The 19,066-nt window shown below is 41.1% G+C and carries 16 protein-coding genes; 9 read left to right on the top strand and 7 right to left on the bottom strand.

Annotated elements, in window-relative coordinates:
* The first annotated feature begins 36 nt into the window (after positions 1-36).
* From SM122_RS00190 to lysS, 4 genes are all read left to right on the top strand, one after another.
* Entirely contained in the window at positions 37-1,194 is a 1,158-nt protein-coding gene (locus SM122_RS00190) for an efflux RND transporter periplasmic adaptor subunit (RefSeq protein ID WP_195326762.1), read from the top strand.
* Complete coding sequence (locus tag SM122_RS00195) at positions 1,178-1,873, top strand: ABC transporter ATP-binding protein (protein ID WP_003002759.1); 696 nt, start codon at positions 1,178-1,180, stop codon at positions 1,871-1,873. Before SM122_RS00190 ends, SM122_RS00195 begins: the two co-directional genes overlap by 17 nt.
* Complete coding sequence (locus SM122_RS00200; protein ID WP_003008077.1) at positions 1,873-3,222, top strand: ABC transporter permease; 1,350 nt, start codon at positions 1,873-1,875, stop codon at positions 3,220-3,222. The genes SM122_RS00195 and SM122_RS00200 overlap by 1 nt, the downstream gene beginning before the upstream one ends.
* 258 nt (positions 3,223-3,480) lie before the next feature.
* Entirely contained in the window at positions 3,481-4,971 is a 1,491-nt protein-coding gene (lysS, locus tag SM122_RS00205; RefSeq protein ID WP_003016025.1) for a lysine--tRNA ligase, read from the top strand.
* A 36-nt stretch (positions 4,972-5,007) separates the two neighbouring features.
* Here lysS and SM122_RS00210 read toward each other — a convergent pair whose 3' ends face one another.
* From SM122_RS00210 to SM122_RS00220, 3 genes are all read right to left on the bottom strand, one after another.
* Entirely contained in the window at positions 5,008-5,631 is a 624-nt protein-coding gene (locus SM122_RS00210) for a histidine phosphatase family protein (RefSeq protein WP_031574000.1), read from the bottom strand.
* Between the two features lie 22 nt (positions 5,632-5,653).
* Positions 5,654-6,127, bottom strand: coding sequence for an aminoacyl-tRNA deacylase (locus SM122_RS00215; protein WP_070448757.1), 474 nt, complete (start codon positions 6,125-6,127; stop codon positions 5,654-5,656).
* A gap of 140 nt (positions 6,128-6,267) precedes the next feature.
* On the bottom strand, positions 6,268-7,143 hold the full coding sequence (locus SM122_RS00220; protein WP_324737665.1) for a GH25 family lysozyme: 876 nt from the start codon (positions 7,141-7,143) through the stop codon (positions 6,268-6,270).
* A 249-nt stretch (positions 7,144-7,392) separates the two neighbouring features.
* Here SM122_RS00220 and ftsW point away from each other — a divergent pair, with 249 nt between their 5' ends.
* From ftsW to tpiA, 4 genes are all read left to right on the top strand, one after another.
* Positions 7,393-8,634, top strand: coding sequence for a cell division peptidoglycan polymerase FtsW (gene ftsW, locus SM122_RS00225; protein ID WP_155169447.1), 1,242 nt, complete (start codon positions 7,393-7,395; stop codon positions 8,632-8,634).
* Positions 8,635-8,672: 38 nt separating this feature from the next.
* Complete coding sequence (ppc, locus tag SM122_RS00230; RefSeq protein WP_324737666.1) at positions 8,673-11,498, top strand: phosphoenolpyruvate carboxylase; 2,826 nt, start codon at positions 8,673-8,675, stop codon at positions 11,496-11,498.
* Between the two features lie 277 nt (positions 11,499-11,775).
* Positions 11,776-12,972 carry an elongation factor Tu gene (gene tuf, locus SM122_RS00235; protein WP_031574016.1) on the top strand — a complete coding sequence of 399 codons (1,197 nt, stop codon included), beginning with the start codon at positions 11,776-11,778 and terminating at the stop codon, positions 12,970-12,972.
* Between the two features lie 164 nt (positions 12,973-13,136).
* On the top strand, positions 13,137-13,895 hold the full coding sequence (tpiA, locus tag SM122_RS00240) for a triose-phosphate isomerase (RefSeq protein WP_031574020.1): 759 nt from the start codon (positions 13,137-13,139) through the stop codon (positions 13,893-13,895).
* A gap of 75 nt (positions 13,896-13,970) precedes the next feature.
* Here the strand turns inward: tpiA and SM122_RS00245 are convergent, their stop codons facing one another.
* The 4 genes from SM122_RS00245 to SM122_RS00260 are packed head-to-tail and all read right to left on the bottom strand — an operon-like array spanning position 13,971 to position 18,533.
* Positions 13,971-15,206, bottom strand: a complete 1,236-nt coding sequence (locus tag SM122_RS00245) for an aminoacyltransferase (protein WP_031574023.1) — start codon at positions 15,204-15,206, stop codon at positions 13,971-13,973.
* Between the two features lie 5 nt (positions 15,207-15,211).
* A complete protein-coding gene (locus SM122_RS00250; RefSeq protein ID WP_195326765.1) occupies positions 15,212-16,423 on the bottom strand; it encodes an aminoacyltransferase in 1,212 nt (403 codons plus the stop codon).
* A gap of 3 nt (positions 16,424-16,426) precedes the next feature.
* A complete protein-coding gene (gene yidA / locus SM122_RS00255; protein WP_195326766.1) occupies positions 16,427-17,233 on the bottom strand; it encodes a sugar-phosphatase in 807 nt (268 codons plus the stop codon).
* Positions 17,223-18,533: an HD domain-containing protein gene (locus SM122_RS00260; RefSeq protein ID WP_324737667.1), complete on the bottom strand. Its 1,311-nt coding sequence runs from the start codon at positions 18,531-18,533 to the stop codon at positions 17,223-17,225. The genes yidA and SM122_RS00260 overlap by 11 nt, the downstream gene beginning before the upstream one ends.
* 110 nt (positions 18,534-18,643) lie before the next feature.
* On the opposite strand from SM122_RS00260, the gene SM122_RS00265 reads away from it, so the two are divergent.
* Positions 18,644-19,027, top strand: coding sequence for a DUF1934 domain-containing protein (locus tag SM122_RS00265; RefSeq protein WP_006597388.1), 384 nt, complete (start codon positions 18,644-18,646; stop codon positions 19,025-19,027).
* Positions 19,028-19,066 lie beyond the last annotated feature (39 nt).

A 19,066-nucleotide genomic window follows, 5' to 3' on the forward strand; every position in this document is an offset into this window, starting at 1 on the left:
TATAGAATAAAACGCTTTCTTTGATGGAGAAAAACGATGAAGAAATTGAAAAAATGGCAACTATTTGCAGCTGCAGGTGCAGCTATTGCGGTGATTGGAACAGGAAGTGTGATGGTGTTTTCGCACCCAAGTACTCCTGATCAAGCAATCACGAAAGAAACTCCAATGGTGCAAACGGTCAAGGATGGATCGATCGCTTCTTCAGTCTTGTTAACTGGGAAAGTCACTGCCAACCAGGAGCAGTATGTCTATTTTGATGGAACCAAAGGGGATTTGCAGTCGATTTTGGTCAATGTAGGAGATCAAGTGACGGCCGGTCAGCCAATTGTTCAGTATAGTAGTACAGAGGCCCAAACCGCTTATGATGCAGCCGTTCGTGCTGTCAATAAGGCAGATCGTCAGTTAAATGATTTACTGACAAATGGTGTGACCATTGATACGACAGGAGATGAAGAGGCAGATGACAAATCAGCTTCTCAGACTCAGCGAACAGTCGATTCTCAAGCTAGCGATTTACGAGATGCCAAGTCGGATGCGGTCGATAATATGAACAAGGCTAAGGCTCTTCTGGATGCGACAACAGTTAGGAGTAATACAGATGGTACCGTGGTCGAAGTCAATAAAGATGTTTCAAAATCGACTACAGGGACCAACCAAACTCTGGTTCACATTGTGAGCAACGGGAATTTACAAGTCAAAGGGGAATTGTCTGAATACAATTTGGCCAATATCTCTGAAGGTCAGGAAGTGGTCATCACTTCCAAGGTTTATCCGGATAAAACCTGGACAGGAAAGATTTCTTATGTAGCCAACTATCCGACTGACGCGGGTCAAGCAGGTGCCAATGCAGCAGGTGGAACACAAGGAAGCGGTGGAGCCAAGTACCCATTTACAGTGGATATTACCAGTGAGATTGGAGAACTCAAACAAGGCTTTTCTGTCAATATTGAAGTCAAAAGTTCTACTCAACATCCCCTTGTTCCCGTGACAAGTATCATGGCTGATGGGGATACGAGCTATGTATGGACGGTCGAAAATGGCAAGGCTAAGAAAGTAAAAGTGACGCTTGGTAACGCCGATGCTGAAAACCAGGAAATCTTGTCAGGCTTGAAGAAAGATGCTCAAGTTATTGTGAATCCTAATGAGAAACTGGAAGATGGAAAAGAGATCGGAAAATATGACAAAATTGATTGAGCTAAAAGGAATTAATAAAACCTATAAAAATGGGGATCAGGAACTTCGTGTCTTAAAAGACATCGATTTAGAAGTCGAAGAGGGAGAATTTGTGGCCATTATGGGTCCATCTGGCTCAGGGAAATCGACCTTGATGAACGTCATTGGCTTGTTGGACCGCCCGACCAGTGGAGAGTATTTCCTAGAAGGTCAGGAGGTTGGAAATCTCAGTGAGAAAAAATTAGCACGTGTTCGAAATGAACAGATCGGTTTTGTCTTTCAACAATTCTTTCTTCTCTCTAAGCTCAATGCCTTTCAAAATGTAGAACTGCCTCTCATTTATGCAGGGGTTCATCCTGCTAAACGGAAGGAATTAGCTGAGCAGTACCTTGAAAAGGTGGAGCTCCATTCTCGCATGCACCATTTGCCGTCGGAACTCTCAGGGGGTCAAAAACAGCGGGTTGCGATTGCTCGAGCCCTTGTCAATCAGCCAGCCATCGTCTTAGCAGATGAGCCGACTGGAGCCCTAGATACCAAGACGGGGGAGCAAATAATGGACTTGTTAACCAAGCTAAACCAAGAAGGAAAAACCATTATCATGGTTACACACGAGCCAGAAATTGCAGCCTTTGCGCATCGCCGCATCGTCATTCGTGATGGAGTGATCTCCTCAGATAGCAAGCTGGAAAGGGGGACCTAATGCAAAATTGGAAATTTGCGATCAGCTCGATTATGAGCCATAAATTACGGTCTTTCTTGACCATGGTAGGGATCATTATTGGGGTCGCTTCTGTCGTTGTCATCATGGCTCTGGGAGATGGTATGAAAGCTGGTGTCACCAAGACCTTCACCAAGGACCAAGAGTATGTACAAATCTCCTATTCTCCCAACAAGAGTGGCTATGTAACAGGAATCAATATTGGCCCTTCTGATGATACTGGAGAAGGAGAAGGCGGAGGCGGAGGCGAAAGTGGCCCTGCAGCTGAAGACCGAGGGATGGCTGCTCCATCGGATATCGATGGGGAAAACGCTGAAGATGTTGATGGTCAAGTCCAAGAAGCACCACCAGTTGTGCAAGAATCTTGGGTTAAGGAATTAACCAAGATTCAAGGCATCGATGGTTACTATGTTAGCAATACCTCCAATGCAACCATTGCTTTTCAAAAGAAAAAAGCAGAAGGGGTAAACATCCAAGGGGTAAATGAAACCTATTTTTCTGTCAAAAAGGTTGAACTCTTATCTGGACGAAAATTAACCCCTTCAGACTATAGTAATTTCTCCCGGGTGGTGCTCCTTGATGAAGGATTGGCCCAACAATTATTTGGAACGGAGAATCCACTGAATCAGGTGGTCTCTGTTGGGGACAACAATTATCGTGTCGTTGGTATTTTCAAGGATCCAAATGCAGGGACAGCCCTCTATGGAGCTTCTTCAGGTGGAAGCGCCTTGATGGCCAATACCCAGCTGGCATCTGAATTCGGAACGGATGAAATTCAAAATATTGTCGTCCATGTGCCGGATGTGAAGCAGATCAAAACCGTCGGGATCGAAGCTGCTCAAAAGTTAACAGAACTTTCAGGTGTTCGCCAGGGAGAATTTCAAATCTTTAATTTGGATAGCATCCTAGAGGAAACCAATAAAGTAGTAGGAATTATGACATCAGTAATCGGAGCTATTGCTGGGATTTCTCTCTTAGTTGGTGGGATCGGAGTCATGAATATCATGTTGGTTTCTGTCACTGAGCGGACGAGAGAAATTGGCCTTCGCAAAGCATTGGGAGCAACCCGAGGTAAGATTCTGGTTCAATTTTTGATTGAGTCGATGGTCTTGACCATCATTGGTGGGCTGATTGGACTTGGCCTTGCTTATGGTGTGAATAGCTTGATTACTACACTCGCAGCAGCCTCCCTAGAAGGACCACCGATTATTTCCTTAAATGTCGCCATCGGCAGTATTATTTTCTCTGCTTTTGTAGGCATCATCTTTGGAATTTTACCAGCGAATAAGGCTTCTAAGTTAAATCCGATCGAAGCACTGCGTTATGAATAAAAAATAGGAGCGGGTCAGGATGAATGGTTCAGGATTCACCACGCTCCTTTTTTGTACTTTTGTCGAACCCTTTTCAATCATATTGTCTTATACAGGTCAAGCTATTTAGGTAGTCAACGACGGTCTTCAGATGTTTTAGAGTATTCATTCAAGAAGCTGCATTTTTTCTTCTGCCTTATTTTTGTTTAATTGGTAAATATTAGTGAATTTCTGGCCTAAATATGATAGAATAGGAGAGAATAACTTAGGAGGTTCCAAATGACTACTGAACATATGGAAGAATTAAATGACCAGCAGATTGTCCGTCGTGAGAAAATGGCGGCCCTTCGTGAACAAGGAATCGATCCATTTGGGAAGCGATTCGAACGCACTGCAAATTCAGGTCAATTAAAAGAAAAATATTCAGAATTAGATAAAGAACAACTCCACGACTTGAACGAAACAGCTATTATTGCCGGTCGTCTTGTAACAAAACGTGGAAAAGGAAAGGTTGGCTTTGCCCATCTTCAAGACCGTGAAGGTCAAATTCAGATCTACGTTCGTAAGGATGCAGTTGGAGAAGAAAACTACGAGATCTTCAAAAAAGCAGACCTTGGTGATTTCCTTGGTGTTGAAGGGGAAATCATGCGCACAGATATGGGTGAACTTTCGATTAAAGCAACTCATATCACTCACTTGTCAAAAGCCCTTCGTCCTTTGCCTGAAAAATTCCACGGACTTTCAGATGTTGAAACCATCTATCGCAAACGTTATTTGGATTTGATTTCAAACCGTGAAAGCTTCGAACGCTTTGTAACCCGTTCAAAAATCATCTCTGAAATCCGTCGTTATTTAGATGGTCAAGGATTCCTTGAAGTGGAAACACCAGTGCTTCACAATGAAGCTGGTGGTGCGGCTGCCAAACCATTTATCACTCACCACAATGCACAAAACATTGATATGGTGCTTCGTATCGCGACTGAGCTCCACTTGAAACGTTTGATTGTTGGTGGGATGGAACGCGTTTATGAAATCGGACGGATCTTCCGTAACGAAGGAATGGATGCTACTCACAACCCTGAATTCACTTCTATCGAAGTCTACCAAGCTTACGCTGACTTCCACGATATCATGGACTTAACAGAAGGCATTATCCAACATGCTGCGAAAGCGGTCCATGGTGATGGTCCAATTGACTACCAAGGAACAGAAATCAAAATCAACGAACCATTCAAACGGGTTCACATGGTTGATGCGATCAAAGAAATCACAGGTGTTGACTTCTGGCAAGACATGACCTTTGAAGAAGCTGTAGCACTTGCAAACGAAAAACATGTACCAGTTGAAAAACACTACACAGAAGTGGGACAAATTATCAATGCCTTCTTCGAAGAATTCGTTGAAGAAACCTTGACACAACCAACTTTTGTTTACGGTCACCCAGTAGCAGTGTCACCTTTGGCTAAGAAAAATCCAGAAGATCCACGCTTCACTGACCGTTTCGAACTCTTCATCATGACCAAAGAGTATGCGAATGCCTTCACCGAATTGAATGATCCGATCGATCAATTGCAACGTTTTGAAGCACAAGCGCGTGCCAAAGAATTGGGAGATGACGAAGCTACAGGCATTGACTATGACTATGTTGAAGCCCTTGAATATGGTATGCCACCAACAGGTGGACTTGGAATTGGTATTGACCGTCTCGTTATGTTGTTGACAAATGTAACAACAATTCGTGACGTCCTTCTCTTCCCAACTATGAAATAAGCTAAAAGAAAACACTGATCGCAAGATCAGTGTTTTTTAGTCTTCCATATAAGAGGTGTCGTTCCAAGTGTCTAAGTGATAGTGCTCAAAATCATCTGTTGTCAGAATCGTCACGCTGGCATTATCTAGTCCGCCATTTTTGCGAAGTTCTCCTGTGTCATAACCAAGCAAGGTTCGAATAGAAGCTGTCAAATTAGCCCCATGTCCAACGATGAGAACGGTATCGAGCTCTTTTCCTTTCAGGCTTTTTACAAAATCACAGGTACGTTTGGTCGTTTCATAGACAGATTCTGCATCAAAGATTTCATTTTGAAAGCGGGCTAGGTTATGGCGAAAGGCATCCATTTGTTGGGGATAGATAGCTGAAATAGTAGAAATTTTAGCTCCTTCCAATTTTCCCAAATTCCATTCACGAAGAGCAGGCGTTGCTTGCAATTCTAGAGGTGTTTCCAATTGATCGAGGAGGATCTGTGCGGTATGGACTGTTCGTGGTAGATCACTTGCAAAGGCTGCATCAAAAGGAACAGTAGCCAGGTGCTTTCCTAATTTTTCAAGCTGATGAATAGAGGCTGGTAACAGCGGAGAATCGCCATTTGATCCCTGAAAACGTCCTTCTTCATTCCATTCTGTCCGTCCGTGTCGAATAAAATATAGTTTCACAATCTTGTCTCCTTCTCTGTCATTATTCTAAAATATCTGCAAAAGTCGCTTGTACGAAGTCTGCTAGAAGTTGTGGTTTGATTTGAATACTATGGCCGATTTCCCCAGCAGATACGATCATGGTTTCTAACTGAAGGGCTGATTCATCGATAAAGATTGGGAAAGAATGCTTTTGACGAATGCCCACCGGATTATTGGCCCCATGAATATAACCAGTTGTTTTTTCGAGATCCTTTTGAGGAATCATAGCCACTTTCTTATTGCCCGATAATTTGGCCAATTTTTTCTCTGAAAGATGCTCCGTGATAGGAATGATCCCAATCACAGGCCCTGTTTTATCTCCTTTGAGAGCTAGGGTTTTGAAAATAGTAGAGCGATCAATCCCTTCTGGTAAGATCCCTTCTAAAGCGTTGATTTGTAAGCCTATGTGCTCAATTTTTGCTTTTGTTAAGATCTGCTCGACCAAGGTTTTTTTCACTTTATTTTTTTTTGCCATGGCTTTCTCCTTTTCTCTTTTTCTCTACAAAACCAGATTTCATTAGACCATTATAACATATAATAGTGGCAATATTGCCTTCTCCTGAAAAATAGAAAACAGCAGAAAAAGTGAAAGCCACTTGATCTGCTGTTTTAAGGCTATGAGGAAGAGTTATCTTTTTGTACCTTGAAAAGTTTCCGATAAATCGCTTCTTGGTCTTGCGTCGGAGCAATTTGGTTGAGATCCAAGTAGTGTGAGAATCCATTTAATTGCACTTGAGAGGTATATTGATGCAAGTCGTATTCCGTGTTGGTATCTGGCGCGGCATTATAGTAGCCATCATCAAATCCATAAGTAGGAATCCAAAGAGCCGTAAATTTATCAGTGGAGATACTATGTTCTTCCATGAAGTAAGTTCCGATATAGAGTCCAATATTTTTTGCACCCAAAGCTTGTAGTTTTGCTCGGAAAGCTTCAACACCTGCATTCATATCCTTCATGGTTTTTTCCTCAACGTCTAACCAATAGTAGGTCGGTTTGTAAGGAGAAGCAGCCTTGTAAAATTCTTCTGCTTCTTTTTCCATTTCTTTTTTATCCTTAGCAGCGACATAAGCATAGACTGCGACAGGGATATTTCGTTTTTGGAATTCTTGGATATGAGTTTTAAAAGATTTATCCAGACCATTTAAGTAGGTTGCCGCATTTTCCTTTTTAGCTTGAGCCCCACTATGGACACGTACGATTACACCTCCCACATTTTGGGAAAGGACATCGTAATCAATTTCACTAGGCAATTGCCAGCCTGAGATATCAATGATCGGACGGCCAACCAGTTCTGGATTGATGTCTTCTTCTTTTTTAGAAGAAGAGCTTGCAGTGGTTGTTTTTTTAGGTGTATTGGAGTTCGGAATCGTTTGGGTTGTTTCTTGTCGCTCTCTGGCTTGCAGATCGGCAATCGTTCGTGAGAGAACGAGAAAAGAAATGATACCGATAAAAAAGACCAAGAGAACAACGGGTTTTATCCTTTTTCTCATACAGAAACATTTTACCGTAAAAAAAACGAAAAGGCAAAACTTAATGCTTAAAAGATGCTGATTTCAGCCATTATTTTCAAAAAAAAAGGAATCTTTTCATCGAAAAAGGATAAAAATATATGAAAATAAGAAGAATGATTAGAATATTTCTTGAAAATGGGGAAGAAGCCGAATCTTTTCTGGCCTTTCCTTGGTTTTGCTTCTTAAAAATGATATAATGGAGGTTGAATATTAGGAATATGGTGAATTATGAAAATTGAAAAAAGACATCTTTTAAATTATTCCATCCTCATTCCCTATTTGATTTTATCCATCATTGGCTTGATTGTTGTCTATTCGACAACAAGTGCCTTGGCAATTCAAAGTGGAGTGAGTTCGATTCGGATGGTCCGGACACAGGGGCTCTTTTTTATCCTAAGTCTCCTAACCATCGCCTTGATTTATAAATTTAGCCTAAACTTCCTTCGAAATAAAAAAGTGCTGGCTTTTGTCATTTTTATTGAAGTGATTTTGTTGATTCTGTCTAGGTTTATCACAGATACCGTCAATGGAGCTCACGGTTGGTTGACGATTCCTGGAGGGTTTAGTATCCAGCCGGCAGAATACCTCAAGGTGATCTTAGTCTGGTATCTAGCCTTGATCTTTTCTAAACGACAAGACGAGATACGCGATTATGATTATCAAGCCTTGACCCACAATGAATGGATTCCAAGGAATTTAAACGATTGGCGTTGGCTGACCTTGATTCTGATTGGAATCGTTGTGATTATGCCGGACTTGGGAAATGCGACGATCTTGGCCTTAACGGTCTTGATCATGATTACGGCTAGTGGAGTGGGCTACCGTTGGTTTACCTCTTTACTTGGTTTAGTTGTTGGAGTATCGTCCATTGTCCTTGGTTCAATTTGGATTATCGGTGTGGACCGTGTCGCTAAAATTCCAGTCTTTGGTTATGTAGCCAAACGCTTTAGTGCCTTCTTTAACCCCTTTAATGATTTGTCTGGCGCAGGTCACCAATTAGCTAATTCCTACTATGCCATGAGTAACGGTGGTTGGTTTGGCTTGGGGCTAGGAAATTCCATTGAAAAACAAGGTTACTTACCAGAAGCGCACACAGACTTTGTGTTTGCGATTGTGATTGAAGAATTAGGTTTTGTTGGAGCTAGTTTGATCCTTGCTCTCTTATTCTTCTTAATTCTTCGGATCATTTTAGTCGGTATTCGAGCAAAGAATCCTTTTAATTCGATGATGGCCATTGGGATCGGTGGGATGATCTTAGTGCAAACCTTCATTAATATCGGAGGAATTTCTGGTTTGATTCCGTCTACAGGAGTGACTTTCCCCTTCTTATCCCAAGGGGGAAATAGCTTATGGGTCTTATCCGTAGCGATTGCTTTCGTTTTGAATATCGACGCTAGTGAAAAACGGGCTAAGATGGAACGAGAAGGCATGGTTTTTGAAGAAAAAGGTAAAATCAAACCTTATTATTAAAAGGGAATTGTTGAATGGCTATTCAAAAAGGAGAAAAAATGGTCTTACAAAAATTAGAGAACTTCACAAATAAAGATATTATCAAAGAAGAAGCCGAAATCTTAACCAATTTATTAGATGATATTACGAAAAATTTGGTTCGTCCGGAAACCTTTGATAAAATTAGGCAGTTGAAGGATCTATCAAAAACACAGAACTATCGTGAGTTAAATCAACTAGTGGAACAATTGACAAATGAAGAAATGACAGTGATTTCACGTTATTTTGCGATTTTACCACTCTTGATTAACATCTCAGAAGATGTCGATTTGGCCTATGAAATCAATCATTTGAATAACGTGGATGGTGAATACCTCGGAAAACTTTCTTCAACCATCAAAGAAGTTGCGAAAAATGAAAATGCACAAGAAATTCTTGAAAATCTCAATATTGTACCTGTTTTAACAGCCCATCCAACTCAAGTGCAACGAAAAACCATGCTGGATTTAACCAATCATATTCATGCTCTTCTTCGTCAGCACCGGGATGTTAAAGCTGGCTTAATGAATGAGAATAAGTGGTATAACAACCTTCGTTGCAATATCGAAATCATGATGCAAACGGATATGATTCGTGACAAAAAATTGAAGGTTACCAATGAGATCACCAACGTCATGGAATATTACAATAGCTCTTTCTTACAAGCTGTTCCAAATCTGATGTTGGAATACAAACGCTTGGCAAAAGCGCATGGATTAGAGCTTGAACAACCACGTCCGATCACAATGGGCATGTGGATTGGGGGAGACCGGGACGGGAATCCATTTGTAACAGCTGAGACCTTGAAGCGTTCAGCAACTATTCAAAGCGAAGTCATTTTGAACTATTACATCGAAAAGATTTCTAAATTATACCGTCATTTCTCCCTTTCAACGAGTCTTTCTAAAACAAGTGAAGCAGTAGCTGAAATGGCAGCCCTATCCAGTGATACATCCGTCTTTCGTGAAAAAGAACCTTACCGTCGAGCTTTCCACTATATCCAGTCAAAATTGATCCAGACTTTGGTCAATTTAAAAGAATGGACTATGGTTGGGGAAACTAGAGAAGATCGTTATGCTGTCGAGAGGTTATTAGGAGCAAATGCTCATCAACAAGGGCCAGTTTCTGATTATATCGGCAATCGTATCTCTGGAGCTCTAAAGAAAATTTCTGAGAAAGAAGCACCAGCTTATGCCTCTGCTCAAGAATTTAAAGAAGACCTTGAAAAGATCAAAGATTCCTTGTTAGAAAACAAATCAGAGTATTTGATTTCTGGTGAATTTGCAGAACTTCTAGAAGCCATCGATGTTTTTGGATTCTATCTGGCCTCTATTGATATGCGTCAGGATTCGAGTGTGCATGAAGCCTGTGTGGCAGAATTGCTGAAATCAGCTGGAATTAATGACCATTATTCTGATTTATCAGAGGATGAAAAGTGTCAAGTTCTCTTGAAAGAACTTTTAGAAGACCCACGTATTTTATCAGCAACCCATGCTGAAAAATCTGAACTGCTTGAAAAAGAATTAGTGATTTTCCAAACGGCCCGTGAATTGAAGGATCGTTTAGGAGAAGAAGTCATTCGTCAAAACATCATTTCTCATGCAACCAGTGTGTCAGATATGTTGGAATTGGCTGTGATGTTGAAAGAAGTGGGCTTAGTCGATACGGAAAAAGCTCGCGTTCAAATCGTACCGTTGTTTGAAACGATCGAAGATTTGGATCATTCAGAAGAAACCATGAGAAGTTACTTGTCTCTTCCGATTGCCAAACGTTGGATTGCTTCTAAGAACAACTACCAAGAGATTATGTTAGGATACTCTGATTCCAACAAAGATGGTGGATACTTGTCTTCTTGTTGGACCCTCTTTAAAGCCCAACAACAATTGACCGCTATCGGAGACGAGTTTGGAGTGAAGATTACCTTCTTCCATGGTCGTGGTGGGACTGTTGGTCGTGGTGGAGGTCCTACTTATGAAGCCATCACGTCTCAACCGTTGAAATCCATTAATGACCGCATCCGCTTAACTGAGCAAGGAGAAGTAATCGGCAATAAATATGGAAATAAAGATGCTGCCTACTACAACCTTGAGATGCTCGTCTCTGCAACCATTAACCGAATGATTGCCGAACAAAAGAGTCCATTCTCTATGTTTGATCGTTTCGGGGAAGTCATGGATAAAGTCGTGAATCGCAGTTACGATATCTATCGTGATTTGGTCTTTGGAAATGAGCACTTCTATGATTACTTCTTTGAATCAAGTCCGATCAAAGCAATTTCAAGCTTTAATATTGGTTCACGTCCTGCTGCTCGTAAGACCATTACAGAAATCGGTGGTTTGCGTGCTATCCCATGGGTCTTCTCTTGGTCACAAAGTCGGGTAATGTTCCCTGGTTGGTATGGAGTAGGTTCTAGCTTTAAGGAATTTATCGATGAGGATCCTGAGAATATTGAAACCCTTCGATACATGTATAAAAACTGGCCTTTCTTCCAATCTCTCTTGTCAAATGTGGACATGGTCTTATCCAAAGCCAACATGGATATTGCCTTTGAGTATGCGCAATTGTGTGAGGAAGAAGAAGTCCGCAATATCTATCAGATTATCTTACATGAATGGCAATTGACCAAGGATATCATCCTGATGATTGAGGAGCATGACGAATTGCTCGCGGAAAACCCTTATCTGAAAGAAAGTTTGGATTATCGGATGCCGTACTTTAACGTCTTGAACTATATTCAGTTAGAATTGATTCGACGTCAACGGACTGGACAACTATCAGCCGATCAAGACAAGCTAATCCATATCACCATCAATGGAGTGGCTACAGGATTACGAAATTCAGGTTAAAAAAATCGGAACATTGTTCCGATTTTTTCTGCTCTGAAACGAAGTGATAGAAGATGTTTAACGAGTTTAAATTAAAGATTTCAAATGAGGATTTTCAAAGCTTGATCAGGATCTTTCAGCAAGAGGACAAAACAAAAGGAAAGAAGGGGAATAATTAAGAAAATATAGGTAAAAGGCTTGCAATTTTATCTAAAATTCGATAGAATAGTAAGGAAAGTTAGACTGTATTGCCTACTGTCTATCTATAAAATATATTTTATTGGAGGCTTTTACTCAAATGGCAAAAGAAAAATACGATCGTAGTAAACCGCACGTTAACATCGGTACAATCGGACACGTTGACCACGGTAAAACTACCCTAACTGCAGCAATCACAACTGTTTTGGCACGTCGCTTGCCTTCATCAGTTAACCAACCAAAAGACTATGCGTCTATCGATGCTGCTCCAGAAGAACGCGAACGCGGTATCACTATCAACACTGCACACGTTGAGTACGAAACTGCTAAACGTCACTACGCTCACATCGACGCTCCAGGACACGCGGACTATGTTAAAAACATGATCACTGGTGCCGCTCAAATGGACGGAGCTATCCTTGTAGTAGCTTCAACTGATGGACCAATGCCACAAACACGTGAACACATCCTTCTTTCACGTCAGGTTGGTGTTAAACACTTGATCGTCTTCATGAACAAAGTTGACTTGGTTGACGATGAAGAATTGCTTGAATTGGTTGAAATGGAAATCCGTGACCTTCTTTCAGAATACGATTTCCCAGGTGATGACCTTCCAGTTATCCAAGGTTCAGCTCTTAAAGCTCTTGAAGGTGACTCTAAATATGAAGACATCATCATGGAATTGATGGATACTGTTGATGAGTACATCCCAGAACCAGAACGCGATACCGACAAACCATTGCTTCTTCCAGTCGAAGACGTATTCTCAATCACTGGACGTGGTACAGTTGCTTCAGGTCGTATCGACCGTGGTGTTGTTCGTGTCAACGACGAAATCGAAATCGTTGGTATCAAAGAAAAAATCCAAAAAGCAGTTGTTACTGGTGTTGAAATGTTCCGTAAACAACTTGACGAAGGTCTTGCAGGGGATAACGTTGGTGTGCTTCTTCGTGGTATCCAACGTGATGAAATCGAACGTGGACAAGTTATCGCTAAACCAGGTTCAATCAACCCACACACTAAATTCAAAGGTGAAGTTTACATCCTTACTAAAGAAGAAGGTGGACGTCATACTCCATTCTTCAACAACTACCGTCCACAGTTCTACTTCCGTACAACTGACGTGACTGGATCTATCGAACTTCCAGCAGGAACTGAAATGGTAATGCCTGGTGATAACGTGACTATCGACGTTGAGTTGATCCACCCAATCGCCGTTGAACAAGGTACTACATTCTCAATCCGTGAAGGTGGACGTACTGTTGGTTCAGGTATGGTTACTGAAATCGAAGCTTAATTCGATCTAGTTCCCAGATTAACAATTATATAGACAGACAGAAAACCCCGTGAAGACGGGGTTTTTATTTTGGTAAAAAGTAAAATGAGCTTGTGCAACCTTTCATTATGACGAAATTTATGGTAAAATAGATAGTATAAAATTAGAAAAAAGAGGTATGTGAAATGTCACGTAAACCATTTATCGCTGGTAACTGGAAAATGAACAAAAATCCAGAAGAAGCAAAAGCATTCGTTGAAGCTGTAGCATCAAAACTTCCTTCAGCTGATCTTGTTGAAGCTGGCATCGCAGCTCCTGCAGTTGACTTGACAGCTGTACTTGCTGCTGCTAAAGGTTCAAACCTTAAAGTTGCTGCACAAAACACTTACTTTGAAAATGCTGGTGCCTTCACTGGTGAAACTAGCCCACAAGTTTTGAAAGAAATCGGTACTGACTACGTTGTTATCGGTCACTCAGAACGTCGTGACTACTTCCACGAAACTGATGAAGACATCAACAAAAAAGCAAAAGCAATCTTTGCGAACGGTATGCTTCCAATCATCTGTTGTGGTGAGTCTCTTGAAACTTACGAAGCTGGTAAAGCAGCAGAATTCGTAGGGGCTCAAGTTTCAGCTGCTCTTGCAGGATTGACTGCAGAGCAAGTCTCTTCAACAGTTATCGCATACGAACCAATCTGGGCGATCGGTACTGGTAAATCAGCTTCACAAGACGACGCACAAAAAATGTGTAAAGTTGTTCGTGACGTTGTAGCTGCTGACTTTGGTCAAGAAGTGGCTGACAAAGTACGTGTTCAATACGGTGGTTCAGTGAAACCTGAAAACGTTGCTGAATACATGGCTTGTCCAGACGTTGATGGAGCTCTTGTGGGTGGTGCATCACTTGATCCAGAAAGCTTCTTGGCATTGCTTGACTTTGTTAAATAATGATATATAAAAAGGCGAGAGATTTCTCGTCTTTTTTATAGTAGAAAAGACCAGCTACAAAGCTGGTCTTTTGAGTTAGGAACGTCCTAATAGTTTCTTAATGAGAGAAATCATTTTGTATTTCAGAGGATTTGGGTAATAACGGAAGGTCCCCATCTTACGGACGATGTAGCCGTTGAAGTTTTGTTTGAAACGAAGAACACCGTCTGACCCGTCAAAGATTCCTTGAATACCAAGGAAGTTATATCTTGGGATACCACGTTTGATGGTTTCAAGCATCATATATTCCTGGAGAACAGCAGGAGCATAGAACTTATTAAATTCTGTATAAGAGCCACTGAATAAATAGGTGGATTCTTGTGGCATATAGACAAAGAGACTACCTGCAAGAATGACGTCTTGATCTCCATATTTTTCAATATATTCTTTCGCGTCCTTCTTTCTCACCTCAAAGGTATCAAACTGGCTAGAGAATTCACGAAGTTGATTTTGTTTTTTCTCTGAATGTGGGTTGACTTCAAGATCTTTCTGTAATTTCTCAATCTTCTGTGCTAGTTTTCCTTGGTCTTTTTCAAGATTCGTGTAGTAATGGTGGAAGTTCAGTGTTGCGATCATGAAATCTGCATTGTCGCCAAAACTGTCATAGAAAGTTTGGTAATAATCCAAGGTCTTATCCTGATAGTCGCGACGGTCACTGGTTGAGGAAGTAATATCCTTAAAGAGTTGCAGTTCATCTCGGTTTAATCGTTTCAGTTTAATACCGAAAGATTTAGCTTTCTTGACAAGTGGCTTTCCTTTTTTACTGAAGCTCTTGAGAAGATTTTTTTCGGTGATGCCCTCCATATCTTTCACATAATGCCAATCACCTTCTCCTCCTGGATAACCTGTTGTTAAACCATCATGCTGATAGCCCAATTTTTTTAGGGTATCCATGAAATGAGTTTGCTCTTCACTGGTTGGATTCCCGTCACTGTCAAAGGTTTGATAGGTATCATAGGGCTTAATAACGAGTTCAATAGCCCCATTTTCTTTCGCATAGTCTTTTAAAGCTGCATAGAAAGGTTCTAGCATAGCTTCCTTTTGGTAAAGGGGGCCAGAATTGATTTCCATATGGAGACCACCTGTCATAGGAAGACTGTACAAGATTGCTGCCACTTGGACTTGATCTTCTTGCTTCCAAGCGATAAATTGGACGGTATTTCCTCGCTTTTCAAGCAGATCTGCCATTTCAGCAGACTGGATAAAAGAGCGATGGGAGACAGTATTTGCAAATGAGGTAAATTCTTCTTTTGAAATTGTCGTAAGAGTCATGTAACTTATTTACTCCTTAATTTTTTCCGGATCTTGTAGACTTTGTTTACAAGTGGATAAAGTGGACTGGTTGGGAGGTTGAATTCCCCAACAAATTCTTCAATGACAGGATTAAATTTTGATTTGAAATGATAGAGACCACCATCGAGTGAATTTTCAATGCCCCCCATATTTTGCCAAGAAGCACCACGATCAAAAGCGTGTTGGGCAGTTTCATACCAGGTGAGGATAGCAGGTTGGTAGCGGCGGAATTCTTCATCCATCCCTGCATAAACATTTTCAGACGTCCCACCGAATTCAAGGGTTAAGGTCCCAGATAAAGGAACAACCTGTCTACCTGCTTGGAGATGCTGCTCAAGAAATTGCAATTCTTCTTCTATACGCTCTTTTTCTTTTTGGTTATTCTCAACCTTGCCAGGCTTTGTTTTTTCTGTGAATTTTTCAGCCTCTGCCTTGTTTTTTTCAAGATCTTTTGTAAGGGAGCTTTTCCGTTTCTCGAGATCTAAAGTAGATAAAGTAATGTAGGATTGTCCTTGGTAGGTTGTGAGTAGTTTTTCGTAGTAGTCTTTTCCCCGTAAATGAATGCTTTTACGTGCCTCAGTCTTTTTCATGAGAGAAGCAAAGTCCTCTAACAATTCAGTCCCGCCAAATTGCACTTGGATTCCTTTGTTTCGAGCGGTTCGGATGGCTTGTCGAGTAGATTTTGAAAGATCTTGCTCGGTGAAAAACTCTTTGTGGATATTCGCTTGAAAGCGTGGTTGGATATTTTCTGCCATATCACTGGTTCGGCCAGTCCATTCAATCCCTTCTTTAGTTAAGGTGTCGATGACCGCTTGTACATCAGTGTTTTCCGTATTTTCTTGTCCAATCAATTGTTTACTCAAGAAAAGACTTGGATCAAACTTCACAAATAAGGCCTTGTATTGTTTGGCTATCTTTTTAAGGGACTGGATTACATATGAAACCAGCTCTTTGTTTTGGTAATCCATGATGGGGCCTCGAGGAATGTAGAGCATGGAAAAGCCAAGTGGCAGGGGTTGAATCAAGATGCTTGCAACAGCGACTAATTGGTCTTCTTGATAAAAACCAACCCGTACATTTCCCCAATTATCTTTGATTTTTGCCCATGAGCTGCTTTGTAAGAGATTGGTTTGGTCACTCTGAATAACAAAGTCATCATGCTCACTAGCAGAAATTCCTAGCTGGTAATGGTACATTTCTTATAATACCCACTTTCTAATGGCGTAAGCAACGCCAGATTCATCATTTGATTTGGTAATATGTGTAGCAATTTTTTTAAGAGTTGGATTGCCATTCTCCATAACGACGGCATGTCCCACGACTTCTAGCATGGAACGGTCATTTTCCTCATCTCCTATGGCCATGGTTTCTTCTTGCTGGATTCCAAGTCGTTCAGCTAGATGAAGAACAGCTGCTCCCTTATTGGTTGTTTTCCCTAGAATTTCTAAATAAAAAGGAGCTGATTTGACCATAGTGAAGCGATCCTTGAATTCTTTAGGGATTTTTGCAATCGCAGCATCTAGAATATCTGGTTCATCGATATACATGGCCTTGACAAATTCTTTCTCACGAACTTCTTCAGGCGTCCGGTAATAAAGGGGCATATTGACCAGTTGAGATTCATGAATGGTGTAGCGTCCGATATCGCGATTGCTGGTATAGATGCCATCTTTAGTAATCACATGAGAGTGGATTTGGAGTTTGTTAGCAAGAGACTCGATATCGAGATAGTCCTCATAATCTAAAAGGTCCTTGATGAGTTCTTTTCCAGTAGCGGTTTCTTGAACCAGACCGCCATTAAAGGTAATGACATAGTCTCCAGGATCCATCAAATGGAGTTCTTTTAAAAGTTTTGAGACCCCTGCGATAGGACGACTTGTTGTGATAACGATTTTAACGCCTGCAGCTTTGGCATCTTGGATGGCTTGAAAAACTTCGGGGGTTACTTGGCCGTCAGATGTTAAAAGGGTCCCATCGATATCAAGTGCAACAAGTTTAATGTTCATCTTTTTCTCCTGTGAAGGTATCGTTAACAATATAGGACTGGAATAAGTGTAGTTGAGGTGTAAACAAGCTATTTTCAAGCAACATTTCTTTTGGGAAATAGAAGCGGTTATCCCCTTGTCTACTACCAGCTAAGGAAGCAACGATAGGAGAGAGTAGGGATAGCTCAGCTAATTTACCATCCTTTTGGATGATCTCAATTTGAGTACGAGGTTTTTCTGAATCTGGTCGGTAAACGTCGTAAGGAAGGTCAAAGTTTCGATGGATAGCTGTATAATAGATTGGATCAAAACCAACCTCTTGAATCAGTTGTTTGAGAGCAGCTAATTGTTCTTCATCCTTATCTTGAAAGAGAATGGATTTGAAAACCTTGCGATTGATAAAACGCTGGGCCAAATCAGAGAGTACGGAGTCAGGACTCTCCATCCAAGATTGAAAGTAGGTATTCATAACGCCGTCGTCCAAAGCCAAGTAATCGGCCAGGCTAACTTGGTGCTCAAAAAAAGGAATCAGTCGAGGAGAAGTCGCTTGAAAGAACTCCTTATGCTCAAGGTAGAGATGACGTGCCCGCTTGAGCAGGTTCTGCAATAGGACTTCCATTGCTCTGGTGGCTGGATGAAAGTAGACCTGCATATACATTTGATAGCGAGAAACAACATAATCTTCAACCGCATGCATCCCATTGACCTGAAAAGCAATTCCGTTTTCTACTGGGCGAATGACACGCAATATACGAGTTAAATCAAAATTTCCGTAAGAAGCACCAGTGAAGTAGGCGTCTCTTAGAAGGTAATCCATGCGATCGACATCAATCTGACTAGAGATTAACTGCACCACCTGTTTATTAGGGTAGGTGTGGTCGATAACACTAGCTACCTTTTGAGGAAAATCAGGTGCTACTTGAATTAATATCTGGTAGATTTCTGTTTCAGGACAGGTAATAATTTCCTGGGTCATTTTTTCATGATCTGTATCAAATAACCCTTCAAAGGTATGCGAATAAGCACCGTGTCCGATATCATGGAGCAAGGCGGCAACCATGGTGAGAAGGGATTCGCTTGAGTCCCATTGGTCGGTGTATTTCTCATCAAAGATTGATAGGATGCGCCGAGCAATTTCATAGGCTCCTAGACAGTGCGAAAAACGACTATGCTCGCCCCCATGAAAGGTAAACCCAGAGGTTCCTAACTGTTTGATGCGACGTAGTCGTTGAAATTCTTTCGTATTAATGAGCTTGTAAATGACTGGGTGATCCACGTGAATATAGTTGTGCACAGGATCCCGAAATACTTTTTCATTCATACCTCTATTATAGCAGAAAACGGCCTAAATTGGTATCGAGAGATGGTTGCAATAGGAAAAAGAAAGAAGTTTTTGGTAAAATAAAGGAAAGAGGGAAAGGATGGGAACTTTTGAAGATTAGAATACAAAATCAGATTCAATTTGATGATCAAGTGGAAGTGATGGACCAATATTACGAAGGGGAATGGAAGGAAAAAGGTGGCTATCACTATCTGCTTTACGTAAACGAAGAAGGCGAAAAAGTCGCTTTGAAATTTCATAATCAAGAATTGACCATGACGCGCTTTTCAACGCCAAAATCCATCATGAAATTTATAGCTTCAGAGAAAGGTCATGCGCTCATTCCAACTCCCCTAGGCATGCAGCAGTTTGTGATTGATACTCAGGAATATAGATTGGAGCAAAATAGGCTTGGTTTGTCTTATCAGTTGTTAACGGCAGACGGAAGTCAACAGTTTGCGACCTATCGTTTAGAATTGACATGGGAAGACTAGTTTATCAGTAGTTTTTCTTGATTTTTTTACGAGTTGTGG

It is taken from the genome of Streptococcus gingivalis, from assembly GCF_035544715.1.
In the GTDB taxonomy this organism is placed as follows: Bacteria; Bacillota; Bacilli; order Lactobacillales; family Streptococcaceae; genus Streptococcus; species Streptococcus gingivalis.